Source organism: Sutcliffiella horikoshii (genome assembly GCF_020524325.1).
Taxonomy (GTDB): Bacteria; Bacillota; Bacilli; order Bacillales; family Bacillaceae_I; genus Sutcliffiella_A; species Sutcliffiella_A horikoshii_D.
Genome location: NZ_JAIVKY010000009.1, coordinates 212,085 through 231,647, shown reverse-complemented (window position 1 = coordinate 231,647; position 19,563 = coordinate 212,085). Strand labels below are relative to the sequence as shown.

At 42.1% G+C, this 19,563-nt stretch carries 22 protein-coding genes; 20 read left to right on the top strand and 2 right to left on the bottom strand.

What is annotated here, in order from left to right; translation table 11 throughout:
- Nucleotides 1-29: 29 nt before the first annotated feature.
- Nucleotides 30-587 (bottom strand): nitroreductase family protein, encoded by a 558-nt coding sequence (locus LC091_RS15705; protein ID WP_226682968.1) that lies wholly within the window; start codon nt 585-587, stop codon nt 30-32.
- 345 nt (nt 588-932) lie between these two features.
- On the opposite strand from LC091_RS15705, the gene LC091_RS15700 reads away from it, so the two are divergent.
- The 12 genes from LC091_RS15700 to LC091_RS15645 all read left to right on the top strand — a co-directional run bounded on the left by LC091_RS15700 (nt 933) and on the right by LC091_RS15645 (nt 9,861).
- A complete protein-coding gene (locus tag LC091_RS15700) occupies nt 933-2,822 on the top strand; it encodes an alkaline phosphatase D family protein (RefSeq protein WP_226682967.1) in 1,890 nt (629 codons plus the stop codon).
- A 19-nt stretch (nt 2,823-2,841) separates the two neighbouring features.
- A complete protein-coding gene (gene tatA / locus LC091_RS15695; RefSeq protein ID WP_226682966.1) occupies nt 2,842-3,039 on the top strand; it encodes a twin-arginine translocase TatA/TatE family subunit in 198 nt (65 codons plus the stop codon).
- Nucleotides 3,040-3,104: 65 nt separating this feature from the next.
- Nucleotides 3,105-3,833, top strand: a complete 729-nt coding sequence (tatC, locus tag LC091_RS15690) for a twin-arginine translocase subunit TatC (protein WP_226682965.1) — start codon at nt 3,105-3,107, stop codon at nt 3,831-3,833.
- A 157-nt stretch (nt 3,834-3,990) separates the two neighbouring features.
- Entirely contained in the window at nt 3,991-4,974 is a 984-nt protein-coding gene (locus tag LC091_RS20580; protein WP_404819695.1) for a hypothetical protein, read from the top strand.
- A gap of 24 nt (nt 4,975-4,998) precedes the next feature.
- Nucleotides 4,999-5,574 carry a histidine phosphatase family protein gene (locus tag LC091_RS15680; protein WP_226682964.1) on the top strand — a complete coding sequence of 192 codons (576 nt, stop codon included), beginning with the start codon at nt 4,999-5,001 and terminating at the stop codon, nt 5,572-5,574.
- Nucleotides 5,575-5,768: 194 nt separating this feature from the next.
- Complete coding sequence (locus LC091_RS15675) at nt 5,769-6,335, top strand: DUF402 domain-containing protein (protein WP_226682963.1); 567 nt, start codon at nt 5,769-5,771, stop codon at nt 6,333-6,335.
- Nucleotides 6,336-6,384: 49 nt separating this feature from the next.
- Nucleotides 6,385-7,212 carry a GNAT family N-acetyltransferase gene (locus tag LC091_RS15670; protein ID WP_226682962.1) on the top strand — a complete coding sequence of 276 codons (828 nt, stop codon included), beginning with the start codon at nt 6,385-6,387 and terminating at the stop codon, nt 7,210-7,212.
- Between the two features lie 188 nt (nt 7,213-7,400).
- Nucleotides 7,401-8,129, top strand: a complete 729-nt coding sequence (locus LC091_RS15665) for a tubby C-terminal domain-like protein (RefSeq protein WP_226682961.1) — start codon at nt 7,401-7,403, stop codon at nt 8,127-8,129.
- A 23-nt stretch (nt 8,130-8,152) separates the two neighbouring features.
- A complete protein-coding gene (locus LC091_RS15660) occupies nt 8,153-8,710 on the top strand; it encodes a GNAT family N-acetyltransferase (protein ID WP_226683096.1) in 558 nt (185 codons plus the stop codon).
- Nucleotides 8,711-8,874: 164 nt separating this feature from the next.
- A complete protein-coding gene (locus LC091_RS15655; RefSeq protein ID WP_226683095.1) occupies nt 8,875-9,351 on the top strand; it encodes a DUF2975 domain-containing protein in 477 nt (158 codons plus the stop codon).
- 10 nt (nt 9,352-9,361) lie between these two features.
- Nucleotides 9,362-9,574 carry a helix-turn-helix domain-containing protein gene (locus tag LC091_RS15650; RefSeq protein ID WP_010199743.1) on the top strand — a complete coding sequence of 71 codons (213 nt, stop codon included), beginning with the start codon at nt 9,362-9,364 and terminating at the stop codon, nt 9,572-9,574.
- 14 nt (nt 9,575-9,588) lie between these two features.
- Complete coding sequence (locus LC091_RS15645) at nt 9,589-9,861, top strand: hypothetical protein (protein WP_226683094.1); 273 nt, start codon at nt 9,589-9,591, stop codon at nt 9,859-9,861.
- Between the two features lie 203 nt (nt 9,862-10,064).
- Here LC091_RS15645 and LC091_RS15640 read toward each other — a convergent pair whose 3' ends face one another.
- Entirely contained in the window at nt 10,065-10,259 is a 195-nt protein-coding gene (locus tag LC091_RS15640) for a hypothetical protein (protein WP_226682960.1), read from the bottom strand.
- Nucleotides 10,260-10,398: 139 nt separating this feature from the next.
- On the opposite strand from LC091_RS15640, the gene rlmD reads away from it, so the two are divergent.
- The 8 genes from rlmD to LC091_RS15600 all read left to right on the top strand — a co-directional run bounded on the left by rlmD (nt 10,399) and on the right by LC091_RS15600 (nt 19,562).
- Complete coding sequence (gene rlmD, locus LC091_RS15635; protein WP_226682959.1) at nt 10,399-11,766, top strand: 23S rRNA (uracil(1939)-C(5))-methyltransferase RlmD; 1,368 nt, start codon at nt 10,399-10,401, stop codon at nt 11,764-11,766.
- Nucleotides 11,767-12,142: 376 nt separating this feature from the next.
- Nucleotides 12,143-12,892 (top strand): GNAT family N-acetyltransferase, encoded by a 750-nt coding sequence (locus LC091_RS15630; RefSeq protein ID WP_226682958.1) that lies wholly within the window; start codon nt 12,143-12,145, stop codon nt 12,890-12,892.
- 171 nt (nt 12,893-13,063) lie between these two features.
- A complete protein-coding gene (locus LC091_RS15625; RefSeq protein WP_226682957.1) occupies nt 13,064-13,846 on the top strand; it encodes an IclR family transcriptional regulator in 783 nt (260 codons plus the stop codon).
- 15 nt (nt 13,847-13,861) lie between these two features.
- Nucleotides 13,862-14,815 (top strand): S66 peptidase family protein, encoded by a 954-nt coding sequence (locus LC091_RS15620; protein WP_226682956.1) that lies wholly within the window; start codon nt 13,862-13,864, stop codon nt 14,813-14,815.
- 71 nt (nt 14,816-14,886) lie between these two features.
- Nucleotides 14,887-16,680: an ABC transporter substrate-binding protein gene (locus LC091_RS15615; RefSeq protein ID WP_226682955.1), complete on the top strand. Its 1,794-nt coding sequence runs from the start codon at nt 14,887-14,889 to the stop codon at nt 16,678-16,680.
- 81 nt (nt 16,681-16,761) lie between these two features.
- Entirely contained in the window at nt 16,762-17,718 is a 957-nt protein-coding gene (locus tag LC091_RS15610) for an ABC transporter permease (RefSeq protein WP_264179347.1), read from the top strand.
- Nucleotides 17,719-17,729: 11 nt separating this feature from the next.
- Nucleotides 17,730-18,602 carry an ABC transporter permease gene (locus LC091_RS15605; protein WP_226682954.1) on the top strand — a complete coding sequence of 291 codons (873 nt, stop codon included), beginning with the start codon at nt 17,730-17,732 and terminating at the stop codon, nt 18,600-18,602.
- Nucleotides 18,603-19,562 (top strand): ABC transporter ATP-binding protein, encoded by a 960-nt coding sequence (locus tag LC091_RS15600; RefSeq protein WP_226682953.1) that lies wholly within the window; start codon nt 18,603-18,605, stop codon nt 19,560-19,562.
- Nucleotide 19,563 lies beyond the last annotated feature (1 nt).

Here is a 19,563-nt window from a genome sequence, read left to right as displayed (position 1 = left end):
TAGTAAAGGGAAGCGTCTTTTCAAGTCAACTAACTATTTTTAAACAACGTAAATTTGCTCTCCGCGGACTTTCGTTCACGTTTTGGCGGCACTTGTTCAAAGTATCCCAAATGCAAAAATCCAGCTATTTTCTCTCCAGGCTGTACGCCTAAAATTTTATGAACCTTAGGATCGTATATATGTGGATTGGTTTTCCAGACAACGCCAAGCTGCTTCTCCCAAGCAAGTAGCTGGAAGTTCTGGATAAGACAGCTTACAGCCCCGAAGTTTTCCTCCCATTGCTTTTGCCTCGGGTCTTCCTCCATCACTACGATCAAGAAGGATGCCGGTTGATTAAAATAATTCCTTCTATTTTCCTGCATCTCTGGAGGAAAGGTTTTCACCAGTTTTTCCACAAATCCGTTTTTCTCACTTGAAGAAACAAAAATAAAACGCCAAGGCTCACGAAGTCCATGGTTTGGTGCCCAGACTGCATTGTTCAGGAGCTCTAGAACGGTCTCCTGTGTCACTTCTTTGTTGGTGTAGCCAGTTTTTATAGAACGTCGCTCGCGAATAGTTTGAGCTAAACTTGATATATTAGATTTCATTAAATCATCCCCTTTGTCATTCCTGTAGTAGTCATTGTATGTGATTATCATTCTCAATTACATTGTAGTATAGATTATTATTTTATGCCATATCTATGGCAGGAAAGGAGAAAGTGTTACTTGTGAGGTGCCGGGTTAAGGTAGGAATAATAGCCCCCAGCACATTTTTTTCTTTGTTTTGCATATTGTTGTTTAGTGCTTTAAAGTGTAAATGGGTCATCGTGCCTGTCCCCACAACCCACTCCTGTAATCTGCTTTTAATTTATCTGTAACAGATAATTCAAACCACATTTACTTTTCCCCTTTATTCTGTTTATGAATCCAACTTAGAAGGAGGAAACAGCATTGAAGAATGGCAGAAGGGAATTTGAAGCATACGATTCGTCTAAAAGAACTTTTTTGAAGTATTTTTTAGCAGGTTCAGCAGTGGTGGCTATGGAAACAACGGGAATTGGGAAACTGACTTCCTTTTTATCCAATAAAGCGCATGCTGCAGAAGCGGTAGCACCATATAAAGTGGTACACCCAGTAGGGGGAGGATTCCCTCAATCGGTTGCTTCAGGTGACCCAACATCTAGTGGAATGATGCTGTGGACAAGGGTGGATCCAACTCTTGAAGAAGGACTTTCAACAGAAGACATTACTAGCAATGTTATCTACTATTTAGAAAATAAAACTGCCAACAATGATGAGTCTCTGGCGGAGGCAATCGAACAAGGAAAATTCGTGATGTTTGAGGTAAGTACCTCCAAGGATTTTTCAAATATAGCTCTTACAGGGTTCTCACCTATCTGGAAGGATCACGACAATGTGGTTCGAATTGACTTGGATGGACAGCTAAAACCGAATCAAACATATTACTACCGTTTTATTACAAAAAAAGGCTATGTGAGTAAGACGGGGACTTGCAAAACACTTCCTGTTGAAAACAGTCAAGTGGCCTCTGCCAAGATTGGCTATGTTTCTTGCCAAGATTATACGAATGGATATTTTAATGCACTTGGTCATATGGCGGAAGAGGACATGTTGTTCTTCTTGCATCTTGGAGATTACATTTATGAATCTGTTGGGGATGCCGCATACCAAGGCAACTTGAAAGATAGACAAATTAAACTTCCAAGCGGACAAGCAAAAGCATTTACAAAGGAAGATTACCGCAAATTGTATCAGACATACCGAACAGATAAGGACCTTCAAAAGCTGCATGAACGCCATGGGATGGTGGCGACGTGGGATGATCACGAATTTGCTAATGACACGTATTATCCGGCGGTTGCACCAGACGACAACCCGGAGTCAGATCCTGCGAGAAGGCTTGTTGCCAATCAGGTTTGGTTTGAATACATGCCAGCGCGTGTTCCTTATGATGGGACGAAGTCTTTTGAAGAATGTATAAAAATATATCGCACTGTAACAATAGGGAATCTTGCAACCATCCTATTAACAGATGAGAGGCTATATCGTGATGCCCACCCGTGTGGACAAGGGACGTTGGACCGCTACATTTCAGGAGGATGTGAAGGCATTAATCGGTCTGATCGATCTATGCTTGGAACAACCCAGCGTGACTGGTTTCTGAATGAGTTGAAAAATGCAGGAAGCACCTGGAAGATATGGGGGAATGAAGTGCAAATCACCGAGTTGAAGCTGCTAAATCGCTACATGAATCTGGATGCCTGGGACGGTTTTGCCTATGAAAGAGATCTTATCGCACAAACCGTCATGAACAATAAGATTGATAACTTTATAGCGCTCACTGGAGATTTTCATACTTTTGAAGCCTCTTACCTTCAGTATAAATACGAGAGAAGTAGCGAAAAGTATGGTGTTGAGTTAATGGTAGGGTCTGTTACGTCAAGTAATCTAAGAGAGACATTGCGAAATGCCTTGAATCAGGCTCCTGACACATCAGGTCCAATTCCGATTGAGGCTGCGTCAGAACTTATTGATATTGTAAAAGGTCGATTGAGCGGAGTCGCAACGATTACAGCGGAACTTTTATTTAAAGAAATTCAAAGGATTGTAAAGCTCGAAAATCCATGGATCGAACTGTTTGACAGTACAGCACACGGCTATGCACTGCTTGAATTGACAGAAGCAAAAGCGACTTGGACTGCTTATTCGGTAGACAATATTGAAAAACCAGAGGCTACTAAATCACTATTGTGGCAATGTGAAGTGCCAAATGGCGAAGTGAAACTTAATGTGACACAAGGGCAAGGCATATTTAGTTAATCCTAAGGAGGACGAGAACATGCTACAAAACATTGGTATTCCAGGACTTATTATCATACTAGTTATTACTCTGCTTATTTTCGGACCAACCAAGCTGCCAGAGATTGGGCGTTCATTTGGCGTTACCCTGCGTGAGTTTAAAAAGGGGACAAAGGATTTAATGAAGGATGAGGACGATGTGGAGGCAGACAAAAAGGTTGAAGAGAAGATGTTGTAATCTTAATGAGTGGGCTATCTTTCTTAGTAGATAGCCCATCTTTTTTTAAAAAAGGAGGGTGCTCCGTGGAACAGACTTTTTTTCTTGCACATATGGCCGAACTAAGAAAAAGGCTGCTAATGATTCTGTTTATATACGTTTCTATCTTTTTAGTTAGTTTTTTTCAAGTTGGTAAAGTATACGCATGGATTATGAAGGCGGCAAAAGTGGAGCTGACGGTTCTTGGGCCCTCAGAGATAGTATGGGTTTATTTTATGCTTGCCAGTACTTGTGCATTAGCAGCTGTCATACCATTTGCCGCCTACCAGTTATGGGCGTTTATTAAACCGGCCTTGAAACCTGAGGAGCGAAAATCAACAGTTCTTTTTATACCAGTATTGTTTATTCTGTTTGCGACTGGCTTATCTTTTGGTTATTTTGTTGTATTCCCAAAGGTCTTCAGTTTCGTTGTAGCGTTATCAGAGGGTATGTTTCAGACGATGTTCACTGCGGAAAAATACTTTCGTTTTTTATTCCAGATTACGATTCCCTTAGCACTTATATTTGAGTTGCCGGCAGTTGTCTGGTTTTTAACCAAAATAGGCGTTCTCACGCCAACCATGATGACAAAAAACCGCAAATATGTCTACCTGGCAATGGTCATCATCTCCGCCATGATCACCCCGCCAGACCTATTATCTCAAGTTTTTGTACTCATACCTTTAACCCTTCTATATGAAGCCAGCATTTTCTTATGTGGTTGGGTGTATGGAAAAAGAGTTGGCATCGAAGGGACAGGCACCTCGACCCATTGATCCAACAATAATTGAAACGAAATTTTTAGAGGCGATTTCTTTACTTCTTGAATGTAGAAGTCAAAGAATCGTCTTTTTTCCTTGCACAATAATATACCCTTGAAATGAAGGTTGTGTTTTGAAATAATTGGAATATAAGGAAGGGGATGTGTAGTAATTGAAGAAAGGTTTTATGTTTGTTTGGGTAGTTGGTTTGTTGATTGTGTTTGTAGGTTGTGCCAAGTCAGTTGAGCCAAATGAAGAGCTGGTGATGGGGGAAATTCAGAAGAATGTAAATGATAGTGCTGATGAAACATCAAGTACTGCTAGCAAAGAAGTACCAAAGTCAGATGTTGGATCAGACGAAAATATAGATAAGGTAGACTCAAATAGGCCAACAGAATTTAACGTAGAAGACTACTTAAATGAGCATTATTCGCTGGCCAATTCACATATAGAAACAGTTAGCTGGGAAAACGAGGAGACAGGAAAAACAGATTATACCGTTAATATCGTTCCCAGTTTGAAAGTACATAGTTACGAAATGAAAGAAAAGTTTCAGAATGCTCATATGGAAGTCTATGAGGAAATAGAGACGATGACAGAAACAGCTAGAAAGATGATGGAAGAGATGCCTAAGTTGAATTCTAAGCTTCGCATTGATTCTGTTAATTGGGTTTCATTTGATGGGGAGTTCACCGTTATGTTATTGCAAGATTTTGAGAATAGTAGCTTAAAAGTAGAAGATGAGAAGGGAAGCGAAACATTATCTCATTTTTCCAGTCAACAAATCGAATACGCTCGCGTTTGGCTTCTCCTTGGTCCAAATCAAGAAATTGATGAGTTGAATGTTCGAATTATTCCAACAGGTCAGCCTGTAAATCCACTTGACGAAACAAGTGCGACATACCCAGAAGAGGTTATTCAGTTAGCAGGTTCCCGTCTGGTAGATGGCTCCGTAACCTATAGCGGCAATGGAGACGGCACCATAAACGTATACAATGTGCCTTTGCGTTTTGAACAGAATGTACCGAAAGATCTTGATAAAAATTATATGCGTAAACTCACAGAGAGTATGATTGAAAATACAGAGCTTGTATACGTTGATCCAGGTCAAGAAGAAGAGATTATCAAATTAATTAAGTTGCAAAAGATTCAATGATTGAAGAGAGGTAAGGACCAACACATGTCAAAAAACGTATATATAGTCAGGCATTGCGAAGCTGAGGGGCAACCGGCAGAGTCGCAGCTTACAGGGAAGGGGTTTGAACAAGCCCAAGAGCTCGTGGGGATTTTCTCAAATACTCAAATTGACCGCATCGTCTCGAGCCCTTTTTCACGAGCTGTTCAAACTATAGAACCATTGAGCAGGGATACTGGCGTAAAAATAGAGGTGGATGAACGCTTAGCTGAGCGCATACTAAGCACGGTGGATTTACCGGACTGGCTGGAAAAATTGGAAGCGACTTATGAAGAGTTGGATCTGAAATTTGAAGGCGGGGAGTCAAGTAGAGAAGCGATGGACAGAATCGTCAGCGTGGTAGAAGAGGTTTTAGAATCTGACGCAGAAAACATCGTTGTGGTCACACATGGAAATATCATGTCTCTTTTGCTAAGAAACTACCAAGAAAGCTTTGGATTTGAAGAGTGGAAGAAGCTTAGAAATCCCGATGTGTTTCTTTTGCAGAGAGTTGAGGAGGAGAGCCGAGGGGACAAATTGTTAGTTTTGTCGCACCTTCCTAATACCAAAACTACCAATTAGACAAAAAAAGGTACCAATTAGTCAAAAAACAGCCTGAAATGATCGAAAAACAACGGAAAGTATACAAAAAACCGGTTGAAATGATCAATAATCCATATATTGTAAGTATGGGAGGGGTGTTTTTCAGGGGAATCCGCCTAAAGGTGGGTCGTCGTGCCTGTCCCCACAATCCAAAGCCCACAAGGAGGATGCCAATGCTAAAACGGAGACACGGAGACCGCTCTGAATGGAAGCGGGTCTTAAAACGTCAATACACTCAGAAGTTTATTGACACAAATTGCTTCAAAGGCTATGTCACCTTGCTTCATATACATAAAGTAACGGATCCATTATTCGTAAACTATGAAGAAAAGAATGTATGCATTGTGGACGATGGGTACATGTGGCTTCAGCATTTTCCAAGCAATGAACATTACTCTTTAACCACTATGTTTGATGCTAATGGCGTGGTGGTTCAGTGGTACATCGATATCACCCATGAGAACGGAGTGGAAAACGACCTTCCGTATACCGACGATCTTTTTTTAGACATCATCGTGCTTTCGACAGGAGAAGTCATTCAGAAAGATGCGGATGAACTGGATGAAGCACTAAACAAAGGGACAATAAATAAGTCCCAATACGAACTTGCCTGGGCAGAAGCAGATAAAATCAATCAACAGATTGAGAACAATGACTTTCAGTTGTTGGAACTGGCGAAAACACATTTGGACATATTATTGAAAGATCTTGATGATACCAATGGAAATTATAAGCGATGATATTAAAGGCAAGCGCTATAATCAACTTCAGACTAAAGAGGTGTAACCCATGCTAACAAACGAACAGCTACAACAAATCACAGAACTCAAATCCGTTTGCGAAAAAGAAGGCGGGTTCGAGCTAAAGCTTAATGAAGATATGCTAGAAACCAGGGATGGTAAAAGCAAAGAGGACTTTTTCCATTATGAAGATGGACGACTTGTCGGATTCTTGGGTTGTTACGGGTTTGGTAGTAAAATTGAAATGACGGGAATGGTTCACCCGGACTACCGTAGAAAAGGGATTTTCGCAAAATTGTTTGCTGAAGCGATGGTTGAGGTGAAAAAGCGGGAGATTTCTACCATTTTGTTAAATGCACCTAGCCACTCTCAAAGCGCAAAGGAGTTTCTTAAAAACATCCCGTGTACATTTGAAGTAGCGGAGTATCAAATGAAATGGGAAGCAGGCGAGTTGTACGATGATCATTCTGTACAGATTCGACCATCCACGTCCCAAGAGGATTTTGAATCTGAAATTCAACTAGAAGTGGCATGCTTTGGTTTTACAGAGCAAGAAGCGCGCAGCTTCAACGAGCGAATGAAGGAACTAAATAGCGAAGACATGTTCATTATTGAAGCAGAGGGCCGAACTGCTGGGAAAATTCGTGTCTCGGAAACTAACGGAGAAGCGTGGATATATGGATTTGCAGTTTCTCCAGAGCTACAAGGAAAAGGGATTGGACGGAAAGCTCTATCTAAAGTGGTGAAAATGCAGGCGGATAAAGGGTTGCCAGTCTTTTTGGAAGTAGAAGCAAGAAATGTTCATGCATTGAGACTCTATGAATCTTGTGGGTTTAGAAGTTACCATTCGCAGGACTATTATAAGTATGGAAATTAGAACTGACTTTAAAAAAGAATTAAGGGTTTAAAGGTTCAAAAATAGGGAAAATATTTACTCAAATCTTGGGAAAAAACTTTCGCAGGCCATTAGTTTTAAAAAAATGCTATTTTTCCATAAAGACGGTTTATGAAACCTTTCCCCAAAAAGCTCCGTATATATGTAAAAGGAAGGGGGCCAACCAACCTATGGGAAAATTACTTTTATTCTTCGTCGTCGGAACGATTGGCATTACTTTACGTTTCTTCATTATTGGAGAATTTGAATGGAGTCAGGCCTTCATGTTATTCCTGTTTCCGGTTGGGGCAGTTGGTGTTTGGTATATACATAGATGGATGAAACAAAGAGATGTAAATTATACACCTGCGGATACGGATGAAAGTTGGAATACTCACTTGGGTGAACGGTATTCAACTGGTGTGAAGCAACTTTATAAAGGAAAGGAGAAGGTTGCAGAGTACCACCGTTTCTATCAAAGTCGTTGGCAGCATTGGGTCAACGAAGTGGTGGAAGGGGACGGGAACTGGTATATGAATCTTACCTTCAATTTGTCTGAAGGGCAGAAAATCAGCTTTGTGGAGCAACAAAGCAGTTTATTTAAAAATAACACTAATTGGAAAATTATGCAGGATGGAAAGCCCATTGGAACTGTAAAGACTGAATACTCCATGAAAAATGCCGCAAAGCTTAAAGAAGCATTAACAGTAGAGATAGATGATAAATTAATAAGCTATCAATCTTTTGGAATTGGATCGGCCACAGAAGTGCTGATAGATAATCAAGTGGTTGCTAAAGGAAAGCGCTCTGAAGTATTACGGTCAAAATACAGCTTTGAGTTGGTGGACGACCAATACAGAGATATAGAAAAGGTATTGGCAATGGGCTTTATTCTGTTTAATTATGTACATAAACAATAAAGGGGGAGAAAAGGATGTCCAACATAAAACCAATCTTAAAAGACTTCCCATCAGAATTCTCAACAGACAGGCTTTTAATAAGAATGCCACTGCCAGGAGACGGCCCAGCGGTACATGACGCGATCATTCATTCTCTTCCTGAACTCAAACCTTGGATGATCTTCGCGCAACACAATCAGACAGTGGAAGATGTGGAAGCGAATATAAGGGAGAGTCATACAGAGTTTCTGCAACGAAAAGATTTAAGGCTCTTAGTTTTTCTAAAAGAAACCGGGGAATTTATAGCTTCGTCAGGGTTGCATCGAATTGATTGGTCCATTCCAAAATTTGAAATCGGCTATTGGATTGATTCCAGGCACAGTGGCAAGGGCTATATAACAGAAGCGGTGGAAGGGATCAGCCAGTTTGCATTTGAACAGTTGGGGGCAAATCGCGTGGAGATTCGCTGTGATTCGAAAAATGTGAAGAGCCGCGCGGTTGCAGATAGAGCGGGCTACACGTTAGAGGGCATTCTTAAAAACAGTGAGCGAGATGTAACTGGGGAGTTGCGTGATACGTGTGTTTTTGCGAAGGTGAAATGAATAGATAGAATTTAAGGGACAAGCGAGTGAGTTGCTTGTCTTTTTTGCGCGAAAATGGGTCACAGTGCCTGTCCCCTCAGACCGCCTTATTCAATATATATTTATTGAAAAACAATAAATAAAATGGTAAATTCTATTTATAACGATGAAGCGAGGTGCTTTTGATGAAGCATGGTTCTACTCTTTTTTTGAAAATAGCGGTTTTTTTAATTGGAACTCCTGTATTTATTTTAAGTATTATTGGTTTGGTTTCTTTGGTGAAAGACCCGGCAAATCCTGAATACGCGTATATCCTGTATCCAATTGTCACCGGGATGTTTCTGACAACTATTCCTTTTTATTTTGCATTGTATCAGGCGTTGAAACTTTTAGGATATATTGATAAGAACGAGGCTTTCTCGCACTTTTCGGTGGAAGCGTTGAAGAAAATCAAATTTTGTGCGATTACTATCAGTAGCGTGTATGTTGTCATCATGCCGTTTATATTTCTATTAGCAGATAAAGATGATGCACCAGGGGCGATTATCATGGGTGCGGTTCCGATCTTCGCCTCTATCGTAATTGCCGTTTTCGCTGCGGTCCTTCAAAGGCTATTACAAGTAGCCATTGACATAAAATCGGAAAATGACTTAACAGTGTGAGGTGGAAATTATGGCTATTATCATAAATATCGATGTCATGTTGGCAAAAAGAAAAATGAGCGTCACCGAACTCTCTGAAAGAGTCGGAATAACCATGGCAAACCTCTCTATCCTCAAGAACGGCAAAGCCAAAGCCATTCGCTTCTCCACCCTAGAGGCCGTCTGCAAAGCTCTCGACTGCCAACCGGGAGACATTTTGGAGTATAGGCCTGACGAGGAGTAGTTAAAGTGGCTCGCATGGTGAGAGTTATTACGATGCCGTTGGTTGTTGTACACCTTTTAATAGCATACTTTTGGATTTTCGATTGGGAGAAGTTAACGACAGATATTGGTCTGATCAGCTGGATTGGATCCATTCTTTTAGGGATTGTTGTTTTTATTATAAATCGAAAATCAAAGACATCTGATCAATATCTAAGCAAAAAAATAGTCGCTGCGACAACTTTTATGACCATATTATTGGGAGTTTTTGCGTTGATGATCGAGTTTATTACTAGTTCGATGCCTTAATACTGAATGTGAGGTGCTAATGGAGGTTTTTATCGCTTGAGCGCAGCGGTAGAAACCTCTTTTTTTGTGAGGTTGAAGAAGGTCGGCTTAAAATGGTATAAGTTCGTTTGGGAAATGTAGAAGCTCACCGGAAAAGGGTAGAAGCTGAGCCCAAAAATGTAGAACATAAAAATTAGAGAACTTCACTCTTTCCCACTTCCCCTTTACAAGTCAAACGGATATTGTCCTCTGAAAAATAAAATTAAATCCCCAATAACACCAATGCAAAAGAATATAAAGTAGTAGCTGGCGCTGGAAACTTCCTTATTAAATAGTTCATTAAATGCTTGCACAAACAGTCGATTAAAACCGAACCAGCTTAGTACCCATGCGATAATTAAAAAAGCGACAATGGTCATTTGGCAACATCTCCTCCATTAAACTACTCTAATATTAACATATTCAACCAACAACTAACTCACTACCCCAACTGGCAACCCCAACCTCCATGTGGTACAATCGGAACAGCGATTTTAAACGTGAAGGAAGAGAAAATACATGACAGTACCTGTTCAAAAAAATGAATACTACGATGTCACCGTTCAGGACTTAACGCATGACGGCGCCGGCGTAGCAAAAATAGATGGCTTTCCAATTTTCGTCCAAAATGCCTTACCTGACGAGGAAATCAAAGTCAAAATAATAAAAGTAAAAAAAGGCTATGCATTCGGTCGACTGGAGGAGATCCACAAGACAAGTCCTTTTCGTGTCGATGCACCTTGCCCAATCTACAAGCAATGCGGAGGTTGCCAGCTTCAGCATTTGAGTTATGAAGGTCAGCTTGTGGCGAAGCAAAAGCAGGTCAAGGATGTTCTCGAACGCATTGGACACCTAAAAGACGTGCCGGTTCATCCGGTTCTCGGCATGGACCACAACCCATGGCGCTACCGCAATAAAGCGCAGGTTCCAATTGGGGAACGAGAAGGCGGCCTGATTGCAGGCTTTTACCAGCAACGCAGCCACGAAATTATTGATATGAAGGAATGCTTGATCCAGCAGGAAATCAACGACCGTGTCGTTCAAACGGTCCGCGAGATCTGCGATAAGCATGGTGTGCGTGCTTATAACGAAAAAACGCATAAAGGTGTGCTCCGTCATGTGATGGCCCGCTATGGCCTGGTTACTGGGGAAGTAATGATTGTGCTCATCACACGTACGCCGGATATCCAGAACCGCAAGGCAATTGTGGAAGAAATAACAACGGCCCTGCCGGAAGTAAAATCCGTTATGCAGAACGTAAATACGAAGAAAACAAATGTGATTTTCGGAGATGAAACACGTGTACTTTGGGGGAACGAATACATCTATGATTTCATCGGTTATATCAAGTTTGCGATTTCCGCCAGATCCTTCTACCAGGTCAACCCGGAACAAACAAAAGTCCTGTATGATAAAGCGCTCGAGTATGCTGACCTGACAGGCGAAGAGAGTGTCATTGATGCTTACTGTGGGATCGGAACTATCTCCTTGTTTTTAGCTCAAAAGGCGAAAAAAGTGTTCGGCGTAGAAATTGTGCCAGAAGCAATTGAAGATGCCAAACGCAACGCAGAACTGAATGCAATTACCAATGCGGAGTTTGCAGTAGGCGAAGCGGAAGTCGTGATCCCTAAATGGTATAAGGAAGGCAACACCGCGGACGTGTTAGTGGTAGATCCACCGCGTAAAGGCTGTGATGAAGCGCTGCTGAATACTATACTGGAAATGAGGCCGAAGAAGGTTGTGTATGTATCCTGTAATCCAGCAACGCTTGCTAGAGATCTAAAAGTGTTGGAGGATGGGGGATATAAGACGGTTGAAGTGCAACCGGTGGATATGTTTCCTCACACCGTACACGTAGAGGCAGTCGCGTTAATAGAGTTAAAATAATTTGTCATCAAAAACCTATAACAGCATGCTGTAGGTGAAGTTAATACGTTCTTTACGACCCTTGGACTAATAGTTCAAGGGATTTTATTTAGGAAGCCTTGTTTCCATACCCTTCAAATGGGGAAAAGGGACCTGTCCTAAAAAAATTCTCCGACAATTTTACTACCCTCTCAAACCCCTTCTCCCACAATGGATTAACCCCTAAAAAAAGTCCCTAAAACTGGACTAAAAAACCATTAAAATTATTAGAAAATTTGAAATAGATAGTTAATGTATGTATAATGGATTACAATAACAAAAACGGAAACGCATTTCCACCTAATGGAAACTAGTGAATGTTAATCAGGAGTGATGGGATATCTTTGAAAAAAGGGTATTGAACACGCATAATCAACGAGAACTTGTAGAACTGCTCGACAATGATCAAAGGAATAATTTACAGTTCTACGAGTATCTGGAGTACTTACATAACAAAGACAAACGATTTGGATTTTATGGGTATTATGACCACCACAAGCTTGTAGCCGTACAGTATTTTAGTCCATTGAATACTGGAATTTCCTTAATGGACAAACACTATCTATCACTCCTCAAGCAACACCTGATTAAAACTTCATCCACTTATTTATTTGGCAAAGCGGATATACTTTCACTTCTGGGCGACATGCCGAATCGACAAAAGTATCCCTATTGTTACGGATATCTAAGTAAAACCAATCAATCACCATTACCGATCAACTCGCCGGTCAACCAGGCAACATTTGACAATATACCTGCCATTGAGGAATTTTATGCAGACAAGGACATTATGATTGAAGTTCAGGAGCGGCTGCCTAACATTATTAGAAATGGTTCGGCTTTTATCGTAAAAGAAGGAAGTAAAGTTGTTTCCATTGCAATGGCACATTCCGAAACCTCCCAATATGCTTTAATCGGTGGGATCTACACCGATGAGGATTCTCGTGGAAAAGGCTATGGATTGGCATGCACAAGAGCATTAACGGATCATTTACATAATAAACAGAGAACACCTTTTTTATTCTACGATGCCACACTGCCACATCTGCATCTGTTTTATCAAGCATTGGGATTCAAACTTACGGATGAGTATGTGTTGTTATATTGAATCAAGGAATTTTTCTACACTTTAATATGTTCAGAACATATAAAATGTTTAGAATGTGGTACTACCTATTCTGGTAACAGAATAAATTTTTTATAACAAAGAAACGGAAACGTGTTTCCACCAAGCGGAAACAAAAACACTAATATTTTGCTGAAAGGAGGGATCGAAAACATGACACCATCATTAGATAAAAGTAAAACAGGCGTGCGTGCGGTGGACCGTGCACTTGATATTATTGAGACGTTTTCCTTAAGAGAACGCGAGCTTACACTAGTAGATATCTCTAAAAAAACTGGATTGCCCCTAACAACCGTTCACAGAAATGTCCAATCGCTTTTGCAGCGAGGATATCTGGAGCAGGATGAAATTTCCGGGAAGTTTCGCCCGGGTATGCAATTTGTTCGGGTTGCGGGAATCCTTATCCAAGGGCTTGACTTGGTGCAAAAGGCGTCTCCTTATTTGCATAGATTGGCGAAAAAGACAGAGATGAACGTCAATTTAAGTATTTATGATGATGGGGAGGCGCTGTGTTTAGTCAATATTGAATCATTCCATAACTTTGGATTTGAAATTAAGGTCGGGCAAAAGCTACCTATTTATGCAGGTGCCTTGTCTAAATTGATCTTGGCTTATTTACCAGAAAGAGAGTTTGATCGATTATCAGACACGTTCAAAACCTTTACGCCGATCACCATTTCGCAGAGGCAAGAGCTGAAAAATGACATCGAGTCCATTCGTCAGCACGGCTATGCCAAGTCAGAAGGAGAGCTGCAATTAGGCGCCGTTGCTTATGCGGCACCGGTCTTTAATTACGAAGGCAAGCTAGAAGCGGGGATTGCCATAACTGGTCCGGAGCACTTTTTCAGCGAAGAAAAACGACAAACATATCTTAAAACGTTGCTCCTTGCCGCAGAAGAAATCTCACGGGATTTGGGCTATAAGAAAGTTTACTAGAAAGGAGAATACCAGATGGAAAAAATCAAACCAAAACGGCTCCAGAAAGGAGATACGATTGGAATCGTGGCCCCTGCAAGTCCACACTATAACAGGAGCGATATCATTCGCGGTATCGAGACGCTCGAGGAGTGGGGCTTCCGGGTCGTCGTGGGGGAAAATGTCCATAACAAGCATGAGTACTTAGCGGGAACGGATAAGGAGCGGGCCCATGATTTCAATGAGATGTTCCGGAATGATCAGGTCGATGCTGTCTTTGTCACACAGGGTGGATATGGCTCAGCACGAATGCTAAGGTACATAGATTTCGAGCTTGTGAGGAACAATCCGAAGATTTTTATTGGCTACAGCGATATCACCTCCATCCACCTTGCGCTTCAAAAGTATACAGGCTTGGTGTCCTTCCATGGGCCTGGGATGGCGGGTTTTAACTCGGAGGATCTGACCGACTATCGAAAAGAGTACCTCTTTAAAGCTTTGATGGAAACGGAACCAATTGGAGAAATACGCAAATCAAATGAGAAGAAGTGGATCAATCAGATTAACAAGGGGGAAGCAGAGGGAGAGCTAGTAGGAGGAAACCTGACGCTCGTCTGTGCTTCACTTGGTACCCCTTATGAGATTGACACGAAAGGAAAGATTCTTTTCCTGGAAGAGGTATGGTCAGAACCATGGAATATCGACCACATGTTTACACACCTACTACATGCCGGCAAGCTACAGGAGGCCGCGGGTATTGTCATTGGCGAATGTACCCTGTGTGAGCCGAAGAAAATGGATCCGGGCTTCCACGTTACCTTTAGCTTGGAAGATATCTTATATGACTTTATTGAACCATTAGGAATTCCAGCAATCCATGGATTACCGATTGGCCACACAGAAGATCTCGCAACATTGCCGATGGGCGTGAATGCGTATCTTGATGCAACTAATAAAAAGCTATTTGTAACAGAATCTGGTGTGAAGTAAGGCTCTTATCGTATAAAGGGGGGGATGTTATGCGAAAGCAGCTTTTCCATAAAAAAAGAGGGGGAAAAAGGATGAAAAAGCTAGGAAGTATATTATTAACTGTCATTTTGGTGTTCAGCTACATGGTACTACCAATGAGCAAGGCGAATGCGGAGGAGACAGCAACCTTGAAAATCGGTTGGACAGCAGAGGCAGATAGTCTGAGTCCGTTTCTGGCGTGGACGATTTCCGCGACTGAAATCTTTAAGTTAATCTATGATCCATTAGTTGCCTTTGATAATAATGTCGAGCCTGTTGGTAGATTGGCAAAGGATTGGCAGGTAAGTGATGATAATTTAACTTGGACGTTCAATCTGCAAGAGGGAGTCAAATGGCATGATGGGACTCCATTCACTTCTGCAGACGTAAAGTTCACCTATGAAACTTTACAAGAGAGCGGCTTAGGCTTATACGCTGGATACTTGGATGGAATCACCTCCATTGAAACGCCGGATGAGCTGACGGTCGTCATAAAAACAGAGGAACCGAAAGCGAACATGCTGCAAAGCACGACGCCGATTTTACCAAAGCATATCTGGGAAGACATCTCCATGGCAGACCTAGAAACATGGCCTAATCAAAACCCAATTGGAACAGGTGCATTTAAGTTTAGCGAATTCAAGAAAGATGAGTTCATCAAGCTGGAAAAGAACCCGGACTACTTCTACAAACCAGCCAACGTCAATAGCCTTGTATTCGTACTTTATGCTAACACAGACACCTTGACGCAATCCTTAAAAATAGGCGAGATTGATGCAGCCATTAATATTGGAGCAAACCAAGTGAAAGTGCTGGACGCAGAGGAAAGCATTGAAGTGATTTCCGCGACCACCCACGGTTTTACGGAGCTTTCCATCAACACTTGGCCAGATGACAATTCAAAAGGAAATCCACTCCTTCGTGAAAAAGATATTCGTCATGCGATGAGCTATGCAATTGATAAACAGAAAATCATTGATGTGGCATATGCCGGTCAAGCAGCACCTGGATCGACATTAATCCCACCAAGCTTAGATTTCTGGCACTACAAACCGGAAAACCTGCGTTCCTTTGATCCGGCAAAAGCAAAGGAAATCTTGGATAATGCCGGATTTAAGGACGAAGATGGTGATGGAATCCGAGAAGCAGATGGGGAGCCCCTAGAGTTTGAATTAATGGTTCGTTCCAAAACCTCCGAGGAAGTCCGTGCTGGGGAAATGATTAGCAGCATGCTAGAAGATGTAGGAATTGGTGTGAAGCTTGAAACAGTTGATGATGGACTTCTGGGCGACAGAATCTATGATAATGCGGACTTTGATATGTTCATTTGGGGCTGGGGAACAGACGCCGATCCAACTACAATTCTAAATGTAATGTCCTCGGAAGAAATAGGGAACTTAAGCGACTCTTATTATGCCAACGAAGCATACGACAAGCTACTGGCCAAACAAGAAACGATCATAGATAAAGAGGAAAGACAAAAGGTTGTTCATGAAATGCAGGAGATGTTATACGAGGATGCCCCATATATCATCCTTATGTATGATAACGCTCTTCAAGCTGTAAATAGTGACAAATGGGAAGGCTGGACAAAAGTAGCAGGGGTATACTTCTATTCTTTCAATCATGAAAACTATTTAAATGTAAAACTAGCATCAGCTGGGGAAGAAATTGCTGACACTGAGGATGGCACCGTAGCTACTGCATCGGACACAACGGAAAATGAAGAAGCAGCCGGCAACGCAGGAGCAATCATTGCGGTTGTCATCGTGGCAGCCGCGATTATGACGGGGATTTTCCTTGTAAAACGAAAGAAAAAAGATGTGTCAATCGACGACGATATGTAAGAAAAATAAAGGGCAAAGTGCGAAGCTACTTTGCCCTTTATTACAAAGGCGAAGGTGAAAACGATGAATAAATACTATCTAATGAAGAAACTCTTTCAATCTATGGTGACAATTTTCCTCGTGTTAATTATTAACTTCTTTCTTTTTCGCGTCATGCCAGGAAACCCATTAGCCATGATTGTGCGGAACCCGAATGCTTCTGAGGAAGCGATTGAAAAAATCAAAGTATTATTTGGAGTCGACCAGCCCATGTATGTCCAGCTCTGGCTCTATTTTAAGCAGCTGGCTCAGGGAGATCTCGGAATGTCCTTTATGACCAAAGAGCCAGTCATTCAAGTCATTGGTGAAAAGCTGGTCCCGACCCTTTTACTCGTGGGGTTATCCACAATTGTCGCAATCATTGCTGGGATGTTCATTGGGATTGTGGCAGCGTCTAAACGAGGCAAGAAAATTGATATTATCTCTTTAACTTTTTCTCTCATTACCTACGCGATGCCTACATTTTGGCTTGGAATCATGCTGGTTGTCTTTTTTAGCGTCACACTGAACCTATTTCCAACCAGCGGGATGAGTACAGCAGGTGCGGTATTTGCCAATTCCTTTGAGAAGGCACTGGATGTGTCCAAGCATTTATTTTTACCAACTTTAACATTGGCCCTAGTCTTAATTGGGCAATTTGTCTTGATCATGCGTAATTCCTTACTTGAGGTTTTGACAGAGGACTATATCACCACCGCGAAAGCCAAAGGCTTCTCGGAAAAGTTAATTATTAGAAGACATGCGCTGCCAAATGCGATGCTCCCCATGGTGACCATCATCGCGATCAACATCGGTTTTATGATAGCAGGCGCGATTCAAATTGAAACGGTATTTTCGTGGCCAGGCTTGGGACGCTTGATGTATGAAGCATTAAACAATAGAGATTATCCGTTACTGCAAGGGATTTTCCTGATTGTCAGTGTCTGTGTCGTGCTTGCCAATCTTTGTGCGGACATCATATATGGTTACTTGGATCCACGAATAAATAATAAAGCCTAGGGTGAAGGAAGATGGAACAAAAACATATCATTGCTGCAAAGAAAACAAAAGAATTTCTCACAACATTTATCCGGAACAAAATGGGGTACTCAGGAGCAATCATTCTCGGATTCTTCGTGCTGATTGCGATTTTTGGCCCACTGATAACCGACTATGATCCAAAGGAATACGGGGTAGCGGACGTGCTAAGTCCCCCAACCTGGGACAACTTGCTCGGAACCGATGACCTTGGCAGAGATGTGTTAGGAGGCGTCATCTTAGGTGCCAGAATCTCGATCATGGTCGGATTCATCTCCACCTTAATTTCCATGTTTGTCGGAACGGTGGTCGGGATCGCTTCCGGCTATTATGGAAGAAAAGTAGATACATTGTTAATGAGAATAACCGACGTGTTTTTGGTGCTACCATGGCTGCCACTGGCCCTCGTCTTAACAGCTATTCTCGGAGCAAGCCTTTGGAACATCATATTGGTCATTGGCTTAACGAGTTGGCCAGGAACGGCCCGCATTGTTCGCTCCCAAACCCTTTCAATCAAAGAAAGGCAGTTTATCGAGCGTGCCCGCTCCATCGGGGCCAATCACTTCTATATAATGAGAAAACATATTTTACCGAACGTATTTCCTTTGATTTTCGCTAACACCGTACTCGTTTCGGCAGTTGCAATTTTATCCGAAACAACCTTGAGTTTCTTAGGAATGGGAGATACAACCCAACCAAGCTGGGGCATGATGCTGCATTATGCCTTTGAATCAGGGGCAGCAAGTCTTGGGGCGTACTGGTACTTGATGGCGCCGGGATTATGTGTCGTGCTGGTGGTACTTGGCTTTACCTTTATCGGGTATGCCTTTGATGAAATTTTGAACCCAAAGTTAAAAAGGAGATAGATGATGAGTCTTCTAGAAGTTAAAAACCTAAAAACCTATTTTCATACAAAAGACGGAATCGTCAAAGCAGTGGACGATGTCAGCTTCACACTTGAAAAGGGAGAAGCGATTGGCCTCGTTGGCGAATCCGGCTGTGGGAAAACGACCACTGCCCTATCCATCACCAGCCTCCTTCCACAGGAAGGGGAGATTGCTGGCGGGGAGATCAATTATAATGGAAAAAATTTAGCAGCGTTAAATGACAACCAAATCAGGCGCTATCGCTGGAATGAAATTGCGATTGCCTTCCAGGGGGCTATGAATGCCTTAAATCCCGTCAAAAAAATCGGCGAACAGCTCACTGATGTGATGATGTACCACAATAAATTGGATTACAAGGCAGCCAGAAAAAAAGCCAAGGGGCTTTTGGAATTAGTCGAAATCGATCCAGATAGAATCGACCAATATCCTCATGAATTTAGTGGCGGAATGAAGCAACGGGTTATGATTGCGATGGCTCTTGCCTGCGATCCGAAAATATTAATAGGCGACGAGCCGACAACAGCGCTCGATGTCATGGTGCAAGCACAGATATTAGAATTACTGGAAAAGCTGCGGGCAGAGCTTGGGATGTCACTCATTCTCATTACTCATGATTTGTCGGTGATGGCGGAAACTTGTGACAAAGCCGTGGTGATGTATGCCGGGAAAATCGTGGAGTCGGGAACGGTGGAAAACGTGATCAATCACAGCTCTCACCCTTACACACAAAAGCTTGTCAAAGCGTTCCCGGATATTCACGGAAAACGGGAAATGACCGAATCGATTCCCGGGTCTCCACCCAATTTAATCAACCCGCCGACAGGCTGCTATTTTCATCCGCGATGCGAGCATGCAACGGAGGAGTGTAGGCGGACAGCGCCAGAACTCAGAAAAATAGCCGAAGATCATTATGTCGCCTGTCACTTAAGGGGGGAGTAAG

Bases quoted from the DNA above. Each gene is read 5' to 3' on its own strand.
- LC091_RS15705 (WP_226682968.1), bottom strand. From the start codon at position 587: ATGAAATCTAATATATCAAGTTTAGCTCAAACTATTCGCGAGCGACGT.
- tatA (WP_226682966.1), top strand. From the start codon at position 2,842: ATGCTACAAAACATTGGTATTCCAGGACTTATTATCATACTAGTTATT.
- LC091_RS15680 (WP_226682964.1), top strand. From the start codon at position 4,999: ATGTCAAAAAACGTATATATAGTCAGGCATTGCGAAGCTGAGGGGCAA.
- LC091_RS15675 (WP_226682963.1), top strand. From the start codon at position 5,769: ATGCTAAAACGGAGACACGGAGACCGCTCTGAATGGAAGCGGGTCTTA.
- LC091_RS15670 (WP_226682962.1), top strand. From the start codon at position 6,385: ATGCTAACAAACGAACAGCTACAACAAATCACAGAACTCAAATCCGTT.
- LC091_RS15665 (WP_226682961.1), top strand. From the start codon at position 7,401: ATGGGAAAATTACTTTTATTCTTCGTCGTCGGAACGATTGGCATTACT.
- LC091_RS15655 (WP_226683095.1), top strand. From the start codon at position 8,875: ATGAAGCATGGTTCTACTCTTTTTTTGAAAATAGCGGTTTTTTTAATT.
- LC091_RS15650 (WP_010199743.1), top strand. From the start codon at position 9,362: ATGGCTATTATCATAAATATCGATGTCATGTTGGCAAAAAGAAAAATG.
- LC091_RS15645 (WP_226683094.1), top strand. From the start codon at position 9,589: ATGGTGAGAGTTATTACGATGCCGTTGGTTGTTGTACACCTTTTAATA.
- LC091_RS15640 (WP_226682960.1), bottom strand. From the start codon at position 10,259: ATGACCATTGTCGCTTTTTTAATTATCGCATGGGTACTAAGCTGGTTC.
- rlmD (WP_226682959.1), top strand. From the start codon at position 10,399: ATGACAGTACCTGTTCAAAAAAATGAATACTACGATGTCACCGTTCAG.
- LC091_RS15625 (WP_226682957.1), top strand. From the start codon at position 13,064: ATGACACCATCATTAGATAAAAGTAAAACAGGCGTGCGTGCGGTGGAC.
- LC091_RS15620 (WP_226682956.1), top strand. From the start codon at position 13,862: ATGGAAAAAATCAAACCAAAACGGCTCCAGAAAGGAGATACGATTGGA.
- LC091_RS15615 (WP_226682955.1), top strand. From the start codon at position 14,887: ATGAAAAAGCTAGGAAGTATATTATTAACTGTCATTTTGGTGTTCAGC.
- LC091_RS15610 (WP_264179347.1), top strand. From the start codon at position 16,762: ATGAAGAAACTCTTTCAATCTATGGTGACAATTTTCCTCGTGTTAATT.
- LC091_RS15605 (WP_226682954.1), top strand. From the start codon at position 17,730: ATGGAACAAAAACATATCATTGCTGCAAAGAAAACAAAAGAATTTCTC.
- LC091_RS15600 (WP_226682953.1), top strand. From the start codon at position 18,603: ATGATGAGTCTTCTAGAAGTTAAAAACCTAAAAACCTATTTTCATACA.